Origin of the sequence: Variovorax sp. PMC12, from assembly GCF_003019815.1 — a bacterium.
In the GTDB taxonomy this organism is placed as follows: domain Bacteria; phylum Pseudomonadota; class Gammaproteobacteria; order Burkholderiales; family Burkholderiaceae_C; genus Variovorax.
In genome coordinates this window covers 4,562,223-4,580,916 of the sequence record NZ_CP027773.1, presented here as the reverse complement: position 1 = coordinate 4,580,916, position 18,694 = coordinate 4,562,223, and the positions used below count along the sequence as shown (strand labels likewise).

The following is an 18,694-nucleotide window of genomic DNA, read 5'->3' as shown; positions in this document are numbered from 1 at the left end:
CGTCATGGTGTCACATAGTCCGAGACCACCACCCACTTGCCGTCCTTGATCTGCGACAAGCGTGACTGGTCGTTGCCCAGGCGCTTGGTGGCCGTGTAGGTGCTCTTCGGGCTGCCGAACATGTCGGGCTCGAAGGTGATGCTGTCCATCGCCTTGATGAAGCTGTCGGTCGTGAGGTTCGGGCCGGCCTTGGTCGCGGCCTTGATGAACGAGTCGATGATCACGTAGCCGTACACCGAGAACACGGTCGGGTCTTCGTTGAACTTGGTCTTGTACTTGTTGGCCCAGAAGCGCAGCGGCTGCGATTGCTCGTCGGTGTAGGGGTTCTGCACCGTCATGGTGGCGTAGACGCCGTCCATCGCCTTGCCGCCGAGCTTGTGGATCAGGTCGGTGTAGGCCGCGCTGGAGCCCAGGAAGGTCGGGTTGAAGCCGGTCTTGCGCGCCTCGCCCACGGTGCCGATGGTCTCGCGGATGATGGTGCCGAGCACCACGAGGTCGCAGTTGGCGGCCTTCATCTTCGCGACCTGCGAGCTGAAGTCGGTGGCGCCGCGCTTGAACGAAGTCTTCTCGGCCAGCTCCATGCCCGCGGCCTTCAGGCCCGCCTCGGCGCCGCGCTGCACCTCCAGGCCGAACTCGTCGTCCTGGTAGATGGTGCAGACCTTCTTGGCGCCCTTGTCCTTGATCATCTTCGGCAAGGCCAGGCGGATCTGGTCGTAGTAGGTGGCGGCGAACGAATACTTCAGCCGGTTCAGCGGCTCGTACATTTCGCGCGCCGCGGTGATGGGCATGTAGTTGATGACGTTCTTGTCGAACTGCACCGGCATCGCCGCCATGTTCTGCGCCGTGCCGATGTGGCCGGCCATGATGAAGATCTTTTCCTGGTTCACCAGCTTCTGCGCGGCCAGCACGGCCTTCTTCGGGTCGTAGCCCGAATCTTCCACGAACAGCTTCAGCTTGCGCCCGTTGACGTTGCCCTGCTCGTTGAGTTCGTCCACGCGCAGCTGCATGCCGTTGCGCGCCTGCTTGCCGAAGCCCGCCAGCGGGCCCGACAGGTCCTGGATGGTGCCGATGCGGATCTCGTCCTTGGTCACGCCCTGCTGCTGTTGCGCGGACGCAAGCGTCGCGGTCAGGCCCAGCACGGCCAGCGTCGTCAGAGTCTTGAGCTTCATGCGGTTGTCTCCTCGGGTTGACGAAAAAAACGGATCACCGGTACATGGCTTCTATGCGCTCGGCGTACTTGGTCTGCACCAGCTTGCGCTTGAGCTTCATCGTGGGCGTGAGCTCCTCGTCCTCGGCGCTCAGCTGCGTCTCGAGCAGGAAGAATTTCTTGATCTGCTCCACGCGCGCGAACTTGGCGTTGACGCGGTCGATCTCGCCCTGTATTAGGTCCAGCACTTCCTTCGTGCGCGTCAGGCTCTCGTAGTTGCTGAACGGCACGTCGTTGTCCTGCGCAAACTTCTCGACGTTCTCCTGGTCGATCATGACGATCACCGTGAGGTAGGGCTTCTTGTCGCCGATCACCACGGCGTCGGTGATGTAGAGGCTGAACTTGAGTTCGTTCTCCAGCTCGCTCGGCGTGACGTTCTTGCCACCTGCCGTGATGATGATGTCTTTCATCCGGTCGGTGATGCGGAAATACCCGTCCTCGTCCATCACGCCGACGTCGCCCGTGTGCAGCCAGCCTTCGGCGTCGATCGTCTCGGCCGTTTTCTCCGGCAGGTTGAGGTAACCCATGAAGACATTGGGGCCGCGCACCAGGATCTCGCCGGTGACCGGGTCGATGCGCACCTCGTTGTAGCCCGTGGCCGGCCCGATGGAGCCGGGCTTGATGCGCGTCGCCGGCACCGCGGTGGAAGCGCCGCAGGACTCCGTCATGCCCCACACCTCCAGCATCGGCACGCCGAGCGCCAGGTACCACTTGACCAGCTCGGGCGAAATCGGCGCCGCGCCCGTCACGAGAAAGCGCGAGCGATGGATGCCGATGAGCTTGCGCGCGTTGTCCAGCGCCAGCAGCCGCGCGAGCCTGAACTTGAGCTTGAGCCCCGCGCCGACCGGCTCGCCGGCCAGCACTTTCGCCGCGATGGCTTCACCCACGCCGATGCTCCACCTGTAGGCGGCCTGCTGCAGCGGGCTCGCTTCCTTCAGCGCGATCATCACGCCCGAATAGAACTTCTCCCACACGCGCGGCACCGCGGTGAACACGGTGGGCGCGATCTCGCGCACGTTCTCCGGCACGGTCTCGGGGTTCTCGACGAAGTTGAGGATGGAGCCGGTGTACATAGCGAAGTACTCACCGCCCATGCGCTCGGCGATGTGGCACAGCGGCAGGAAGCACATGCGCTCGTCTTTCTCGTCCTGCGCGATGAGCGTGTTGTAGCCGCGCGCGGTGTACACCAGCCCCGCGTGGCTGTGCATGGCGCCCTTGGGCTTGCCGGTGGTGCCCGATGTATAGACGAGGATGGCGAGGTCTTCGGGCCGGCAGGCGGCCACGGTGCGCTCCACCGCCCGCGGATCGGCCGACAGGCGCGCGCGCCCGAGTTCGCGCAGCGCATCGAGGCTCATCACGCCCGGGTCGTCGAGGTCGCGCAGGCCTTCCATGTCGAACACCACGATGCGGCGCAGGCCCGGCAGGCCGGCGCGCACTTCGAGCGCCTTGTCGAGCTGCTCGTCGTCTTCCACGAAGAGCACGGTGGTGCGCGAGTCTTCGCACAGGTAGTGCACCTGCGAGGCGGCGTCGGTCGGGTAGATGCCGTTGGACACGCCGCCGCAGCTGAGCACGGCCAGGTCTGCCAGCACCCATTCGATGACGGTGTTCGACAGGATGGAGGCGCACTCGCCGGGCGCAAAGCCGATGGCCTGCAGGCCGGCCGCGATCTCGCGCACGGCGTCGGCGGTCTGGTGCCAGCTCCAGCTGCGCCAGATGCCGAGCTCTTTCTGCCGCATCCAGACGGTGTCGCCGCGCTGCTTGACGGCATTCCAGAACATCGCGGGAATGGTGTCGCCGGGCACGACGACGTCGAGGCGCGGTTCGAAGGTATTGAGGTCCCAGAGTCCTTGCATGGCGGCAGCTACCTCCAGGTCTTCTTCTTTTTCCAGCGCCGCTCGCCGCGCACGCCGTCGTCTTTCACGCCGAGATAGAACTCCTTGATGTCTTCCTTTTCCCTCAGGCGTTCGCAGGAGTCTTCCATCACGATGCGGCCGTTCTCCAGCACGTAGCCGTGGTCGGCCGCATTGAGCGCCATGTTGGCGTTCTGCTCGACCAGCAGGATGGTGGTGCCGCGCTCGCGGTTGATGCGCACGACGATCTCGAAGATTTCCTTCGTCAGCTTGGGGCTCAGGCCGAGGCTGGGTTCATCCAGAAGAATGAGATGCGGCGCGGCCATGATGGCGCGCGAGATGGCCAGCATCTGCTGCTGCCCGCCGGAAAGAAGGCCCGCGTCCTGCGTCGCGCGTTCGCGCAGGATGGGAAAGTAGGCATAGACGGTTTCCATGTCGCGCGCCACGCCGTCGCGGTCCTTGCGGGTGTAGGCGCCCATCAGCAGGTTGTCCTTCACCGACAGCAGCGGAAACACTTCGCGTCCTTCGGGCACGTGGCTCAGGCCTTGCTGGACGATGTAGGCCGGGTCCTTGGCGGTGATGTCCTTGCCCTGGAATTCGATGCTGCCTTTTCTCGGGTCGATGATTCCGGAGATGGTCTTCAGGATCGTGGTCTTGCCTGCGCCGTTCGAGCCCAACACCGTTGCGATCTCGCCCTGCCTTACTTTCAGGCTCACGCCTCGGATGGCCTTGATGGGGCCGTAGGCGCTTTCGACGTTGAGCAACTGGAGCACGGTGTCGCTCATCTTTGTCTTCCTGCGTTCGGGGAGCGGCGTTGGGGCCCCTGTCTCCGGCGGGCCGACGTCACCGGCCCTTCGGGCTTCCCTGCGCTGCTCGCGACGGGCGGGGTCTCGCAGAACTCGCTTCGCTCAAACAGCTGCGAGCCCTGATCCGCCCGCCGCTGCGCTGCTCGGCGGTGCCTCAACGGCCCACCGGAGACAGGGGCCCCAACGCCGTGGACACGCTCAAGTAGTTTCCAACCCCGGCCAAGCCCGGTGTGCGGTGCGGGGCGGGCGCCCCTTCTGTGCCGCTGAGGAACGCAGCTTTCCGCGGATAAGGGCCCGCCCTTGTTTGAGCGAAGCGAGTTTGGGCGGGACCCCGCGGAAAGCGAGCACCGGAAGGGAGCCCGAAGGGCCGGCATAGTGGGGGCGCCCGCCCCGCACCGCACACCGGGCGTCCCCAAAGAGGCAACGAACAAGGCATTCAAGCCGCCACCCTCCTCAAGCTGCTCACGTCGTCCACAGTCCCAAGGTAGGCCTCGACAACACGCGGATCAGCCTGCACCTCACCGGGCGTTCCAGTAGCCAGCACCTCCCCCATGTTCATCGCAAGCACCCGGTCGGACACCTTGGAAACAAGCGACATGTCGTGCTCGACCATCAGCACCGACACCCCCAGCTCATGCTGGATGTCCTGGATCCAGAAAGCCATGTCCGCCGTCTCTTCGACATTGAGCCCCGACGACGGCTCGTCGAGCAGCAGCAGCTTGGGCTCCGTGCACAAGGCACGTGCAAGCTCGACGACCTTGCGAACGCCATAGGGCAACCCCGCCACCATCGAATCGCGATGGTGCTGCAGGTCCAGCAGCTCGATCACCTGCTCTGCCTTCTCCCGCGCGGCGATCTCCGCACGCCGCGTCGCAGGCGTGAAGAACACCTCGCTCCAGAACCCCGTATGCCGATGCGTGTGCCGGCCGATCAGCAGGTTGTGCAACACCGTCGCATGCTCGAACAACTCGATGTTCTGAAAGGTCCGCGCAATGCCCAGCGCCGCAATCGCGTGCGGCGCCTGCTGCGTCAGCGCCAACGGGCCGCCCGCCTCGCCATGCCACGTGATCTCGCCCGTGGTCGGCGTGTAGATGCGGCTGATCAGGTTGAACACCGTCGTCTTGCCCGCACCGTTCGGACCGATCAGCGTGAACACCTCGCCGCGCCGCACGTCGAAGCTCACCTTGTTGACCGCCAGCACGCCGCCGAAGCGCACGCTCAGCTCCTTCGCGGAAAGAAGAATGTCGCCGCTGCTCATCTCAATCGGTCCGACTTGGTGAACGACTTCTGCCGCTTGAACAACCCCTTGCGGTAGAACGGAAAGAGCTGCAGCCAGGTCCGGATCTTCAGCCAGCGCCCGTACAAGCCCAGCGGCTCGAACAGCACGAACGCGATCAGCACGAGCCCATACACCAGCCCCTGCAGCCCCGGCGCCTGTCCGATGGCCTCCGGCAGCCAGTCCTTGCCGATCGAAATCAGCTGCGGCATCGCAATCAGGAAGATCGCGCCCAGGAACGCGCCGTGCACCGAGCCGAGCCCGCCGATCACCACCATCAGCAGCAGGTCGATCGACTGCAGGATGCTGAACTGGTCGGGCGAAATGAAGCTCAGCTTGTGCGCATACAGCGCGCCGCCCAGCCCCGCGAGCGCGGCCGAGATCGCGAACGACATCGTCTTGTAGCGCGCCAGGTGAATGCCCATGCTCTGCGCAGAAATCTCCGAATCGCGGATGGCGACGAAGGCACGGCCCGTCGGCGAGCGCAGCAGGTTCAGGATGCCGAGCGTGGCCAGCACCGCCACCACCAGGCAAAGAAAGTAGAAGCCGTCGCCCGAGCCCAGCGACCAGCCGAAGAGCTGCGGCGACTTCACGTGCAGCCCCGCGTTGCCGCCCGTCACGCTCTCCCACCGCGCGAACACTTCTTCCACGATGAAGCCGAAGGACAGCGTCGCAATGCCCAGGTAGATGCCCTTCACGCGCAACGCCGGCAACGCGACCACTACGCCCACAGCCGCCGACAGCCCTGCGGCAGCCACCAGCGCCAGCGGAAACGGTACGCCCAGGTTCGTCAGCACGCCCTGCGTGTAGGCCCCAGCCCCCAGGAACGCCGCATGCCCGATGGAGAACTGCCCGGTGAAGCCGGCCAGCAGCATCAGCCCCAGCCCGACGATGCCGTAGATCAGCACGAAGGTCAGCTGCGCGAGCCAGTACTCGTCGATGACCCATGGCGCGGCGATGAGGAACGCAACGAGCAGGCCGTACCAGAACACATGGCCGCCGTGCCGCGCGAGGCGGATGTCCTGGTCGTAACTCGTTTTGAAGATGAAGCGCATATGAGATCTAAACCTTCTTGCGCAGCTTCTCGCCGAACAGGCCGTTCGGCTTGATCATCAGCATCAGCAGCACCACGATGTACGGCGCCGTGTCCTTGAAACCGTCGGGCAGGTAGAAGCCCGCGAAGGACTCGACGATGCCGATGACCAGCCCGCCGACGATCGCGCCCGGCAGGCTGCCGAAGCCGCCCACCACCGCCGCCGGAAAGGCCTTCAGCCCGATGAAGCCCATGTTGGCGTGCACGAAGGTGATGGGCGCGAGCAGCATGCCCGCGATGGCCGCGACCGCCGCCGCCAGGCCCCACACCAGCCCGTTGAGCCGCTTCACCGGAATGCCCATGTAGTAGGCGGCCAGCTGGTTCTGCGACGAGGCCTGCATCGCGATGCCGAGCTTGCTGTAGCGGAACATCGCGAACAGCAGGCCGCACAGCACGGCGGTGGCGATGATGATCGCGAGCTGTTCCAGGTTGACCACCAGCTCGCCCAGCTTCCAGATCTGGTCCTTGTAGGGCACGGCCAGCGTGTGCGTCTCGGTGCCGATGCCGGGCACCATGGTGACGACGCCGCGCGCCACGTAGGCGATGCCGATGGTCAGCATGACGATCGAGAACTGCGGCTGCCCGAGGATCGGCCGGATCACCACCAGTTCCAGCAGCACGCCGAAGGCCGCCATCGCCACCACCGCGAGGATGGCCGCCAGCCAGAACGGCATGCCGAACAGCGACATGCCCGCGAACGCACCGAAGGCGCCGAGCATCATCAGGTCGCCCTGCGCGAAGCTCACCGTCTCCGTGGCCTTGTAGATCAGCACGAAGCCCAGCGCGATCAGGCCGTAGATGCAGCCTTGCGCAATGCCCGACAGCAGCAGTTGAAGGATCTGCATGCCCGTCGCCCGCGCTACTGCCGGAACCCGCCGGCCAGGTCGTGCAGCGCGAGGCGGCGCGAGCCTGCCACGATGTCGCTGGGCTTGAGGCCGTAGACCTGGCGGATCGAATGGCTGAAGTGGGTGGAGTCGGGGTAGCCGGTGTCGAGTGCGATGTCGGTGAGCGTGCTGCCCTGCTGCACGTAGCGCAGCAGGCTGCGCGCGCGCTTCCAGGCGCGGAATGCCCGAAAGGCCATGCCGGTCTCCTGCTTGAACAGGTGCAGGAAGCGCGAGAACGACAGGTGCACCGAGGCCGCGCACTCCTCGGCCGACATCGCGGCGGCAGGGTCTGCGTTGATGGCGTCGGCCACCTTGCGGATGCGCGCATCGAGCGCGCGCGGCGCGAGCGCCTCGCCGAAGAACAGCGCGTCGAAGTCGAAGCCCTCGAAGTTCATGCCGCGCGCCGAAGCCGCCAGCAGGTGCGCGTGGGCATCGCGCACGCGCTGCACGAAGGCCGGCGAATCGACCGGGCCGCAGTGCTGCATGAACGCCGGCAGGCGCGCGGGGTCGACCGACTCCGACTCGACCAGCAGGTTGAAGATCAGCGGATGCGCGCTCTCCACCTGGTGCGGCACGTGCGGCGGCACGACGATGAATTCACCGGTGAGCCATGCGCCGCCACCCACGCGGATGCGGTTCGGCGGCGCGCCGGCGGGCGACACGTACACGCCGTGCCCGCCCATCGTGCGCTCGGCGGCGGCGCCGAGCAGGCCGGCATAGAACACGCGGTGCGGCGTGAGCCACATCAGGCGTTCGCCCTGCCGTGCGGCGCCGCTCAAGCTGGTGTGCGCTGGCGGCGGCGTCCTCGTTCGCTGCATGGTGTTTGTCTCCTGCATCGGTGGACTGCCACTCTGCGGTGGCGTCTTTGTTGGCTGGATCGTAGCGGCGCGGGCCGTCTGCGCGGCATCGATTTGCGCGGGGACTTTCCCTAGGCCATCGCTACGCCGCGGCAAAGGCGCGGCGCAGTTCGCCCGCGCACAGCGCCACCGCGGTGTTGGCCTCGTCGAGCACCTTGCCCATCGGCACGAAGCCGTGGATCTGCCGCTCGAAGCACACGTACACCGCTCGGTTGCCGGCGGCGGTGAGCGCATCGGCATACGCGGCGCCTTCGTCGCGCAGCGGGTCGTAGCCGGCGGTGATCACCAGGGCCGGCGGCAGCTTCGACAGGTCGGGGTGCAGCAGAGGCGAGGCGCGCCAGTCGACGTCGTGCGCCGGGTCGGTGATGTAGTGGTCGTGGAAGTAGCTCATGGTGTCGCTGGTCAGCAGATAGCCCTGCCCGTTGCTCTGGTGCGAGGGGTGCACGCGGCGCATGTCGGTGGCCGGGTAGATCAGCAGCTGGAAGGCGATGGACAGGTCCCCCGCATCGCGCGCGGCGATCGCCACCACGGCCGCGAGGTTGCCGCCCGCGCTGTCGCCGCCCACGGCCAGGCGGCTCGCATCGAGCCCCAGCGTCGCGGCCTCGCGGCGCACCCAGCGGGTGGCGGCCAGCGCGTCGTCGAAGGCGGCGGGAAAGCGGTGCTCCGGCGCCATGCGGTAGTCGACCGCGACCACCGCGCAGCCGGCGCCGTTGGCCAGTTCGCGGCACAGCACGTCGTGCGTGTCGAGGTCGCCGATGACCCAGCCGCCGCCGTGGTAGTACACCAGCACCGGCAGCGGGCCGGCGCCCGAACCCAGCGGCCGGTACAGGCGCACCGGGATGGTGCCGTGCGGGCCGTCGGCCGCGAGGTCGCGCACCTCGGCCACTTCGGCCGGCAGCGGCTGGGTGGCGGTGCGCCGATCGCGGTAGAAGGCCCGCGCATCGGCGGGCGAGAGGGTGTGCGTCGGCGGAATGCCGCGCGCCTCGATGAGGTCGAGCAAGGCGCGAGCCTGGGGATGCAGCATGGTGTCTCCGGTGGATTCGCCCGACCATGCCCGCGCCATCGCGGCGCGGCTTGCGGAAACTGGCTACGCCCCGCTCAGGCCTTGCGCGGCTTCACGCGCGAGGCGGCTTCCTTGGCGAGCTTGCGGGCCGTGTCGGTGTCGCCCGCGTGCACCAGCGCCACGCCCATGCGGCGCTTGGTGAAGCTCTCCGGCTTGCCGAACAGGCGGATGTCGCTGCCGGGCACCTGCAGCGCGTCGGCCACGCCGTCGAAGGCGATGCCGGTGGCGTCCACGCCGCCGTAGATCACCGCGCTGGCGCCCGGGCTCTTGAGCGATGTGTCCACCGGCAGGCCGAGGATGGCGCGCGCATGCAGCTCGAATTCGTTCTGCCACTGCGTGGCCATGGTGACCATGCCGGTGTCGTGCGGGCGCGGGCTCACTTCGCTGAACCACACCTCGTCGCCCTTCACGAACAGCTCCACGCCGAACAGGCCCTGGCCGCCCAGGTCGGCCGTGACGGCCTGCGCGATCTGCTGCGCCTTCTGCAGCGCGGCGGGGGCCATGGGGTGGGGCTGCCAGCTTTCGACGTAGTCGCCGCTCACCTGCACGTGGCCGATGGGGTCGCAGAACTTCGTTTCCAAGGCGCCGGAGGCATCCTTGGCGCGCACGGTCAGCAGGGTGATCTCGTAGTCGAAGTCGATGAAGCCTTCGACGATCACGCGGCCATGGCTCACGCGGCCGCCGGCCATGGCGTAGTCCCAGGCCTTCTGCACGTCGGCCGGGCCGTCGATCTTGCTCTGGCCCTTGCCGGAGCTGCTCATCACGGGCTTGACGATGCAGGGGTAGCCGATGCCCTCGTCGATGGCGGCCTGCAGCTCGGCCAGCGAGTCGCAGAACTTGTAGGGGCTGGTGGGCACGCCCAGCGTCTCGGCGGCCAGGCGGCGGATGCCTTCGCGGTCCATCGTGAGGCGGGCGGCGCGGGCGGTGGGAATGACGCGCACCACGCCGGCGTCTTCGAGCTGCTGCAGCATGGGCGTGGCGATGGCCTCGATCTCGGGCACCACCAGCGCGGGCTTCTCGGCCTCGATCAGCGCCTTGAGCTGCTCGGGGTCGCTCATGGTGATGGTGCGGGCATGGTGGGCCACCTGCTGGCCGGGGGCGTTCTCGTAGCGGTCGACGGCGATGGTCTCGACGCCGAGGCGCTGCAGGGCGATCAGCACCTCCTTGCCGAGTTCACCGGAGCCGAGCAGCATCACGCGGGTGGCGGAGGGGGAAAGGGGGGTGCCGAGGGTGGTCATGGTCGGGGATCGGGAAAAGAGGGGAAAAAAGCAACCGCAGCACTGTAAGCCACCCGCGCGGCGCAGGTGTCACACGCGGCAACGGCGGGGCCGTGGGGCTGATTCACAATCGATGTTCCTGCCGCGGCGACCGCCCCGTGCACCCCACTTTTTCGTTTCTTCAAGGAGTTCTCTCATGGCTATCCAGACTGTCGGCATCATCGGCGCCGGAACAATGGGCAACGGCATCGCGCAGGCCTGCGCGGTGGCCGGCGTGAAGGTGGTGATGGTCGACATCGCCCAGGCGGCGGTCGACAAGGGCCTGGCCACGGTGTCGGGCAGCCTCGACCGCCTCATCAAGAAGGAAAAGCTCACCACCGAGCAGAAGACCGCCGCGCTGGCCCTCATCCAGGGCTCCACCAGCTACGAAGACCTGAAGAGCGCGCAACTGGTCATCGAGGCGGCCACCGAGAACCACGCGCTCAAGCTCAAGATCCTCAAGCAGGTCGACGAGATGCTGGCGCCCGAGGTCATCATCGCCTCGAACACCTCGTCGATCTCGATCACGCAGCTGGCCGCCGCCACCTCGCGCGCCGACCGCTTCATCGGCATGCACTTCTTCAACCCGGTGCCGATGATGGCGCTGGTGGAGCTGATCCGCGGCTACCTCACGAGCGACGCCACGCACGACACGGTGAAGGAACTGGCCGAGCGCCTGGGCAAGTCGCCGATCACGGTGAAGAACGCGCCGGGCTTCGTGGTCAACCGCATCCTGGTGCCGATGATCAACGAGGCTTTCTTCGTGCTGGCCGAAGGCATCGCCACGGCGGAAGACATCGACGCCGGCATGAAGCTGGGCTGCAACCAGCCCATCGGCCCGCTCGCGCTGGCGGACATGATCGGCCTGGACGTGTGCCTGGCGGTGATGGAGGTCTACCTCGAGCAGTTCGGCGACTCCAAGTACCGCCCCTGCCCGCTGCTCAAGGAAATGGTGGCGGCGGGCCAGCTGGGCCGCAAGACCGGCCGCGGCGTGTACACGTACTGAGCCGCGCAGCCATAACGACAACACGGAGACAACACCGATGACCGCGACCCCCACCACCCCGCCCGCAGAAGGCTGCATCGACACCCAGGTGCTCGGCCACGTGCTGCTGATCGGCATCAACCGCCCGGCCAAGCGCAACGGCTGGACGCCGCCGATGTTCAGGCAGCTGGCCGAGGCCTACACCCGGCTCGACGACGACCCGGACCTGCGCGTGGGCGTGCTGCATGCGTTCGGCGACCACTTCACGGCGGGCCTCGACCTGCCTGCGGTCACCGAGTACATGAAGCGTGGCGAGAAGGCCATTCCCGCCGGCCTGGTGGAGCCGCACGACTTCGGCCTGCCCGGCTACCGCCGCCGCACCAAGCCGATGGTGGTGGCCGTCAAGGGCATCTGCTTCACGGTGGGCATCGAACTGATGCTGGGCGCGGACATCGTGGTGGCGGCAGACAACTGCCGCTTCTCGCAGATGGAAGTGCAGCGCGGCATCATGGCCACGGGCGGCGCCACGCTGCGCATGGCCGAGCGCGCGGGCGTGGGCAACGCGATGCTGCACCTGCTCACGGCCGACGAGTTCGACAGCGCCGAGGCCTATCGCCTCAACTTCGTGCAGAAGGTGGTGCCGGCCGGGCAGGAGCTCGATGCGGCGCTGGCCATCGCCCAGCGCATCGCGGCGCAGGCGCCGCTGGCGGTGGTGGCCACGCGGCTCAACGTGATCAAGGCGGTGGAGCAAGGTCCGCTGGCGGCGGTGTCGGAATTCATCGAGACGCAGAAGCGCCTGTCGAACAGCGAGGACGCGGTCGAAGGCGTGCGCTCTTTCGTCGAACGCCGGCCCGCGCGCTTCAGCGGCCGCTGATTCCCCCGTCTTCACCCAGAACAACAAACAACATGTCCGTCTTCATTCGCACGGCGCTTGCCGCTGCATTCACCCTGCTCGCCGTGAACACCACTTCCGCCCAGACCTCCACGCCCGCCGCGCTGCCGGACCCCGCGGCCACTTCGGTCGACGCGATGGGCTGGATGAAGGGCTTCCCGCCCCCGCCCGACAAGCTCATCACCTTCGACAACCCGGCCGGCGGCGTGTTTCCGCGCACCCGCTGGAGCTTCTCGCACGTGCGCGAGACCGTGCCCACCGTCAACGTGTGGCGCGGCGCCGGCGCGGCCAGCCCGCTGCCGTCGGGGACCTCGCCGGTCCAGATCGAGGCCGTCACGTTCAAACCCCTGGGCAGCGACCAGACGCTCAACTTCGCCCAGATGATCTCCGGCACCTACACCGACGGCATCCTCGTGATGCACCGCGGCAAGGTGGTCTACGAAAAGTACTTCGGCGCGCTCACGCCCGAGCGTCCGCACATCGCGATGTCGGTCACCAAGTCCTTCGTGGGCACGCTGGCCGCCATCCTCGCGGACGAAGGCAGGCTGGATCCGGCCGCGCCCGTCACCAGATACATCCCCGAGCTGAAGGACACGGCATACGGCGACGCCACCGTGCGCCAGGTGATGGACATGACCGTGGGCGTGCACTACTCCGAGAACTACGCCGACCCCAAGGCCGAGATCTGGGACTACGCCCGCGCCGGCGGCATGCTCACCCAGGGCCAGAACTACACCGGACCGAAGTCGTTCTACGAATTCCTGGTCACGCTGAAGAAGGAAGGCGAGCATGGCGATGCCTTCGCCTACAAGACCGTCAACGCCGAGGTGCTGGCCTGGATTCTTCGCCGCGCCAGCAACCAGTCGCTGGCCGACCTGCTGAGCGAGAAGATCTGGCGGCGCATCGGCGCCGAGCAGGACGCCTACTTCATGGTCGACCGCATCGGCACCGAGTCGGGCGGCGGCGGCCTGAACACCGTGCTGCGCGACCTGGCCCGCTTCGGCGAGACCATGCGCAACGACGGCCGCGCGTCCAACGGCCAGCAGGCCATTCCGAAGGCGGTGGTGGAAGACATCCGCCGCGGCGGCGACCCGGCCAAGTTCGTCAAGGCCGGCTACCCGCTGCTGCAGGGCTGGTCTTACCGCGACATGTGGTGGGTCTCGCACAACCCGCATGGCGCCTACATGGCGCGCGGCATCCACGGCCAGAGCATCTATGTGGACCCGAAGGCCGAGATGGTCATCGTGCGCTATGCGGCGCATCCGGTGGCGGCCAACGGCGCGAACGACCCGCTGACGCTGCCCGCGTTCCAGGCGATGGGCGAGGCGCTGATGCGCCGCTGAGCCCGGCGAGGCTCAGCCGCGTGCTTCAGCGATGACCAGCAGCCCGTCCATGATCAGGCTCTCGACCAGCTCGAAATGCCCGTTCATGACGGGCGCCATCTTCCAGCCCGCGCCGCCGGTCATGTAGCAGGCCGGCTCGGCGCCGCAGTGCGAGCGCACGTGCTGCACCATCCGCTCGACGGCGCCGGCGATGGCGTAGGTGCCGCCGCTGGTGAGCGCGTCGCTGGTGTTGGTGGGAAATTCGCGCACTTCGCCGGTCGGCACATGCAGCCCGGCCGTGCCCGACTCCAGCGCGCGCAGCATGATGCCGTGGCCCGGCAGGATCAGGCCGCCGAGGAACTTGCCTTCGGCATCGATCGCCTCGACCGTCACGGCCGTGCCGATCAGCACCACCACCATCGGCCGCGGCGGCTCGCCCGGCTGCTCGGCCAGCATGCGGTGGCGCGCGCCGATCATCGCCACGAAGCGGTCGGCGCCCAGCCGGGTCGGGTGGTCGTAGCCGTTGACGATGCCGGCCTCGCCCGCGCTCGGCATGACCCAGCGCGGCGTGCAGTCGAAGCGCTCGACGATCTGCTCCTCGGCGCGGCGGCGCACCGCGTCGCCGGCCACCACGCAGCCCAGCATGGCGCCGGGCGCGGGCAGGTCGGCCCACGGGCCGTCGGCCAGCCGCTCGATGTGGTCCAGGAATTCCGCTCCCTGCGCCTGCAACACGGCGCCGGGGCGGGCCGCATCGTAGAGCGCCCACTTGAGGCGGGTGTTGCCGATATCGATAGCGAGGAAGGGGGATGCCATGCGCCGGATTATTGCGACTTTGTGTCCAGGCATGCTGGCGCGTGCGTCGCATACGCGGCAAGGGCACGTGCCGGGCCGCGGCTCGACAGGCTCGGCGCTGTACACGGGCGCGTAAACTTCCATCGATGAAGTGGAAGCCTGACGCCAACCGATCGTCCACCCCCGCAGCCGGGGCGCCGTGCGATCGCCCCGCCGGGCGGCACCGATGAGCCGTCGCGAACCGACCATCTACGATCTGGCTCGGCTTGCCGAGACTTCCGCATCCACGGTCAGCGCGATCCTCAATGGCACCTGGAAGAGCCGGCGCATCGGCGAGGAAACTGCGGCACGCGTCCTCGCACTCGCGAAAGACCTGAAATACACGCTCAACCGGCAGGCCAGCGGCCTGCGGCGCAAGCGCTCCGGGCTGATCGGCATGCTCATTCCGATGCACGACAACCGCTTCTTCAGCGCCATGTCGCAGACCTTCGAGCGGCTGGCGCGCGAGCGGCATCTCTATCCCATCGTGGTCAGCACGCTGCGCGACCCGGAGCTGGAAGCAGAGACGGCACACACCCTGATCTCCTACCAGGTCGAATACCTGCTGGTGACCGGCGCCTCCGACCCCGACGCGGTGAGCAGGATCTGCGCGCACCACGGCATTGCACACCTGAATGTCGACCTGCCGGGCACGCTCGCGCCTTCGGTGGTTTCAGACAACCGTTGGGGCGCGCGTGAACTCACGGCGAAGCTCATCGAGCGATCGAAGGCGCCGCGTGCCGGGCGGCGCGACCGCTTCTGTTTCGTGGGCGGCATTCCGGGCGAGCACAACACGGTGCAGCGGATCGAGGGATTTTCCGAAGCCATCGCCGACGCGTTCGGCAGCCTGGACCGTGCGGACATCGATGCCTGCGGCTACGAAGCGGACCAGGCGGAAGCCTCGGTGCGATCGCTCTGCCAGCGCATGGGAGGCCTGCCGCGCGGGCTGTTCGTGAACTCGACCATCGCGCTGGAGGGCGTGGTGCGGTTTCTCAAGACCGTCCCGCTCGACGAGGTCCGCCAATGCGCCATCGGCAGCTACGACTGGGATCCTTTTGCGACCTGCCTGAGCTTTCCATTGCTCATGGTGCGGCAGGACATCCCGGGCCTGCTCGGAAGGGCCTTCGAGATCATCGATTCGGGCCGCTTCGATCCCGCCGAGGTCATCCGGATCCGCCCTGAGCTGGTCGAAGCCTGAGTCGCTGCGCGCCGCCGAACCGGCCCGACATGTGCATCCGGTATTCGCTCGGCGTCATGCCTTTCAGTCGCCGGAAGTGCCGGTTGAAATTGGAAATGTTGTTGAAGCCCACCAGGTAGCAGATGCTGGAGACCTGCGGGTCTTTCCTGCTCAGCAACTCGCAGGCCCTGGCGATCCGCACGCTGATCAGGAAGTCGGTGAAGGTACTGCCGGTCGCCCTCTTGAACAGCCTGGAGAAGCCGTTGAGGCCGACGCCGGCGCAATGGCTGGCGTCGGCCAGCGACAGGCTGTCGGCATAGTTTTGATAGACAAGCTCGAGCACCTTGTCGACCCGCCGGTCCAGGACGGTCTTGCGCTCGTCTCGTGCGCCCGGAATGGAGGTCGAGGAGAGCAACCGAAACCTGGGCCACCGCCCCAGGCATTGCAGCAATTCGGCCAGGGCGCTGAAGCGGGCAACGCCGAAAGTGTTTTGTACCAGGCGAAAACCGTCCTGCAGTTCACGGCCAGCATCCATGAACTCGATTCCGCAGCGGTCGCGGTCCAGCAGCGACACCACGTCGTGCAGATCCGGGAAGAGCTCCACCGCCTTGGGCATCAGGTCCCCCGGGAAATGGATCACGACGCTGCGCTCGCGCGTTCCGCTGGCCGGCGCATCGAGGGAGACCAGGTTGTGCGGAACCCGAGGACCGATCAGGACGATGGACCCCGGCTTGAACTCTCCGACATGGTTTCCGACGTAGGTGCGCCCCGAGGTCCGGAGGACGAGCTGGAGTTCATAGTCGTCGTGATAGTGCCATCGCTCCAGCGGCGAGGGCGTTGCATGGGTATGGCAACTGATGCCGCCCGATGGCTCGATGCCCAGCTCGACGCGCCGCGCCAGTTCGCTCTCGAACACGGCATCGCACCGGGCCTGGGACGGATCTTCCACGGGGAGCCTTCGAGCGTTGGAGGTGCAGCCCTGGCGACCGGCTATTGCGGCCTCGAATCCGCCTGGCCCGCCGCGATGGATTTCAATGCATGCATCACGTCGCGGGTGCCGTCGTAGAGCTTGCGGTACTGGGCGTACATGTCGTCGTAGAGCGCGCGCCGCGAAGGGTCCGGCACGATGCGACGCCCGGGCCGGACCCACCGGCCGATGTCGCCGCGCTGCACGAGGCCCGCCGCGCAGCCCGCCAGGAAGGCATTGCCGAAGCTCGCGCCGACGGTCACGGCCGGCACTTCCTGCTCCACCTGCGCGATGTCGGAGACGATCTGCAGCCAGGTGTTGCCTTGTGCGCCGCCGCCGACGGCCACCACGCGATCGACCTTCGCGCCGATGTCGGCGAAGGCTTCGAGGTTGTGGCGCACACCGAAGCCCACCCCTTCCAGCACGGCCCTGAAAAGCTGCTCCCTGGAATGCGACAGGCTCAGCCCCGCGATCACGCCGCTGGCCCGCGTGTCGTTGATGGGCGTGCGCTCGCCGCTGAAATACGGCAGCACCAGCAATCCGCCAGCGCCCGGCGCCACATTGGCGGCGCCGTCGAAAAGCGCGGCGTAGCCACCGGGCTCGGCGAGGTCGCGCGCAAGCTCGTCCTTGAACCAGCGCGTCAGGCTGCCCGTGGTGCTCATGCCGGCGGCCAGGTTGAATTGCCCTTCGTAGGCGCCCGCCACAGTCCAGACCCGCGGATCGGGCGTCGGGCTGTCCTGCACCAGCACGAAGAAGGTGGTGCTTCCATACATCACCATCAGGTCGCCGGGGGCGACCGCACCCACGCTGATCGCCTCGCTCAATGCGTCGACCGCGCCCACGGCCACCGGAGTTCCCGCGGAAAGGCCGGTGGCTTGCGCGGCCTGCGCGGTGATCTCGCCGGCGATCTCGTCGGACCAGGCGGGCCGGGGCAGCGCATGCAACGGCACGAAGGCGCGATTGAAGCGCTCGTCCCACATGCCCGTGCGGGGGTTGTAGAGGGGCATGTAGTGACTGGCCGTGTGCCGGTCGATGCGATGCTGCCCCGTGAGGCGCCAGCCCAGGTAGGAGCTGGCCGTGGCCAGATGCGCGGTTGCCGCCCAGACATCGGGCTCATGCTTGCGAAGCCAGCGGATCTTCGGCCCGATGGCCTGGCTGGTGAGGTCCATCAGCGAGAACTCGCGAATGGCCGCGGCGCCGAACTCCGCCTCGATCTCGGCGATCTCCGCCTGCGCGCGCACGTCCACGCCGTACAGGATGGCGGGGCGCAGCGGGCGCATCCGGGCATCCAGCGGCACCACGCAGGGGCCGATCGCACTCACGGCCAGCGCGGCGACGTCCTGCCCGCTCAGGCCGGTGCCTTCCATCACCTTCCTGCACAGCGCGCCGACGTCGTGCCACCAGACCTTGTCGGCGTCCTGCTCCACGTGCCCGGGGTGCGGCAGGCTGATGTCGTGGGGGATCGTGGCGGTGTTGAGGATGCGTCCGTCGAACGTCGTCAGGGTGGCCTTGCTGCTGTAGGTTCCGACGTCGATGCCGAGCAATGCGTGCTTCATGGGGACGAGAAGAGGGAATGCAGGGAGTGAGCCGATGCGGGGCGCACAATCGATTGTGCGCCGCTGCGCAATCGTATTGAGGCACTGGCCGCACGGCCATCGGGGTTTACCTCATCGCGCTTGCGGCTTGTGGGGCGCGGTGCGCGCCCTCCCCGACGCCTAGTTCTGCTTCCAGGGCAGCCCGCGCTTGCGCCAGCCGCCGGTCAGGCCACGGTGGCCGTTCTCGTCCGGATTGCCCTCGAAACCTTCGAGGATGTTGTATGCCTCCACGCCCAGTTCGGTCGCGCGCTTCGCGGCAGCGATGGAGCGCACGCCGCTGCGGCACAGCATCACCAGTTTCCTGCCGCCCTCGGCCGCCGCGCGCACGCCGTCGTCGAAGGCCGGGTTCATCGCCATGCCCGGCCATTGCTTCCAGGCCAGCGGCACGGCGCCGGGCACGTAGCCGACCCACTCGCGCTCGGCGTCGGTGCGCACGTCGACCATCACGGCCTGGCCGCCGGCCATCCATTGCGCGGCCTGCTCGGGCGTCACGTCGCCGGCGTAGCCCTTGTTCTCGACGGGATCAGTCATCTGCTTTCTTCCTTGGAATGCGGGTTTTCAATGACCGGAATTTTTCACCGCTTCGTGAAAACCCTGTTTGTTGCGTGTTCCTGTGCGCCAAAGATGGCGGCT

General features: G+C 67.4%; 17 protein-coding genes. 4 read left to right on the top strand and 13 right to left on the bottom strand.

The genetic code is table 11. From position 1 onward, the window contains the following. Positions 1 to 2 precede the first annotated feature (2 nt). The 9 genes from C4F17_RS21210 to purT all read right to left on the bottom strand — a co-directional run bounded on the left by C4F17_RS21210 (position 3) and on the right by purT (position 10,274). Positions 3 to 1,169 (bottom strand): ABC transporter substrate-binding protein, encoded by a 1,167-nt coding sequence (locus tag C4F17_RS21210; protein ID WP_106936569.1) that lies wholly within the window; start codon positions 1,167 to 1,169, stop codon positions 3 to 5. Positions 1,170 to 1,203: 34 nt separating this feature from the next. Further along, a complete protein-coding gene (locus C4F17_RS21205) occupies positions 1,204 to 3,060 on the bottom strand; it encodes an AMP-dependent synthetase/ligase (RefSeq protein ID WP_106936568.1) in 1,857 nt (618 codons plus the stop codon). Positions 3,061 to 3,068: 8 nt separating this feature from the next. Further along, positions 3,069 to 3,842, bottom strand: coding sequence for an ABC transporter ATP-binding protein (locus C4F17_RS21200; protein ID WP_106936567.1), 774 nt, complete (start codon positions 3,840 to 3,842; stop codon positions 3,069 to 3,071). 457 nt (positions 3,843 to 4,299) lie between these two features. Beyond that, complete coding sequence (locus tag C4F17_RS21195) at positions 4,300 to 5,121, bottom strand: ABC transporter ATP-binding protein (protein WP_106936566.1); 822 nt, start codon at positions 5,119 to 5,121, stop codon at positions 4,300 to 4,302. Next, a complete protein-coding gene (locus C4F17_RS21190; protein WP_081270405.1) occupies positions 5,118 to 6,194 on the bottom strand; it encodes a branched-chain amino acid ABC transporter permease in 1,077 nt (358 codons plus the stop codon). The genes C4F17_RS21195 and C4F17_RS21190 overlap by 4 nt, the downstream gene beginning before the upstream one ends. A gap of 7 nt (positions 6,195 to 6,201) precedes the next feature. Then, positions 6,202 to 7,077 (bottom strand): branched-chain amino acid ABC transporter permease, encoded by an 876-nt coding sequence (locus tag C4F17_RS21185; protein WP_106936565.1) that lies wholly within the window; start codon positions 7,075 to 7,077, stop codon positions 6,202 to 6,204. Positions 7,078 to 7,091: 14 nt separating this feature from the next. Further along, positions 7,092 to 7,934 carry a helix-turn-helix domain-containing protein gene (locus C4F17_RS21180; RefSeq protein ID WP_106937642.1) on the bottom strand — a complete coding sequence of 281 codons (843 nt, stop codon included), beginning with the start codon at positions 7,932 to 7,934 and terminating at the stop codon, positions 7,092 to 7,094. Between the two features lie 121 nt (positions 7,935 to 8,055). Continuing rightward, complete coding sequence (locus tag C4F17_RS21175) at positions 8,056 to 8,997, bottom strand: alpha/beta hydrolase (RefSeq protein WP_106937641.1); 942 nt, start codon at positions 8,995 to 8,997, stop codon at positions 8,056 to 8,058. A 74-nt stretch (positions 8,998 to 9,071) separates the two neighbouring features. Further along, complete coding sequence (gene purT, locus C4F17_RS21170; RefSeq protein ID WP_106936564.1) at positions 9,072 to 10,274, bottom strand: formate-dependent phosphoribosylglycinamide formyltransferase; 1,203 nt, start codon at positions 10,272 to 10,274, stop codon at positions 9,072 to 9,074. 175 nt (positions 10,275 to 10,449) lie between these two features. Here purT and C4F17_RS21165 point away from each other — a divergent pair, with 175 nt between their 5' ends. From C4F17_RS21165 to C4F17_RS21155, 3 genes are read left to right on the top strand one after another with little or no spacing between them, the layout of a single operon-like run. Further along, positions 10,450 to 11,298 (top strand): 3-hydroxybutyryl-CoA dehydrogenase, encoded by an 849-nt coding sequence (locus tag C4F17_RS21165; RefSeq protein ID WP_106936563.1) that lies wholly within the window; start codon positions 10,450 to 10,452, stop codon positions 11,296 to 11,298. Between the two features lie 37 nt (positions 11,299 to 11,335). Continuing rightward, complete coding sequence (locus tag C4F17_RS21160; protein ID WP_106936562.1) at positions 11,336 to 12,151, top strand: crotonase/enoyl-CoA hydratase family protein; 816 nt, start codon at positions 11,336 to 11,338, stop codon at positions 12,149 to 12,151. A gap of 32 nt (positions 12,152 to 12,183) precedes the next feature. Continuing rightward, positions 12,184 to 13,512, top strand: a complete 1,329-nt coding sequence (locus C4F17_RS21155; RefSeq protein WP_106936561.1) for a serine hydrolase domain-containing protein — start codon at positions 12,184 to 12,186, stop codon at positions 13,510 to 13,512. Positions 13,513 to 13,524: 12 nt separating this feature from the next. On the opposite strand, the gene C4F17_RS21150 is transcribed toward C4F17_RS21155, so the two are convergent. Next, positions 13,525 to 14,304, bottom strand: a complete 780-nt coding sequence (locus C4F17_RS21150) for a type III pantothenate kinase (protein ID WP_081270411.1) — start codon at positions 14,302 to 14,304, stop codon at positions 13,525 to 13,527. Between the two features lie 205 nt (positions 14,305 to 14,509). Between C4F17_RS21150 and C4F17_RS21145 the strand changes: the two genes are divergently transcribed. Continuing rightward, on the top strand, positions 14,510 to 15,520 hold the full coding sequence (locus C4F17_RS21145; protein WP_106936560.1) for a LacI family DNA-binding transcriptional regulator: 1,011 nt from the start codon (positions 14,510 to 14,512) through the stop codon (positions 15,518 to 15,520). Here the strand turns inward: C4F17_RS21145 and C4F17_RS21140 are convergent. The 3 genes from C4F17_RS21140 to C4F17_RS21130 all read right to left on the bottom strand — a co-directional run bounded on the left by C4F17_RS21140 (position 15,486) and on the right by C4F17_RS21130 (position 18,592). Beyond that, complete coding sequence (locus C4F17_RS21140; protein ID WP_159053684.1) at positions 15,486 to 16,448, bottom strand: helix-turn-helix domain-containing protein; 963 nt, start codon at positions 16,446 to 16,448, stop codon at positions 15,486 to 15,488. The genes C4F17_RS21145 and C4F17_RS21140 overlap by 35 nt on opposite strands. Before the next feature lie 41 nt (positions 16,449 to 16,489). Then, on the bottom strand, positions 16,490 to 18,022 hold the full coding sequence (locus C4F17_RS21135) for an FGGY-family carbohydrate kinase (protein ID WP_106936558.1): 1,533 nt from the start codon (positions 18,020 to 18,022) through the stop codon (positions 16,490 to 16,492). Between the two features lie 159 nt (positions 18,023 to 18,181). Further along, positions 18,182 to 18,592 (bottom strand): rhodanese-like domain-containing protein, encoded by a 411-nt coding sequence (locus C4F17_RS21130; RefSeq protein WP_106936557.1) that lies wholly within the window; start codon positions 18,590 to 18,592, stop codon positions 18,182 to 18,184. Positions 18,593 to 18,694 lie beyond the last annotated feature (102 nt).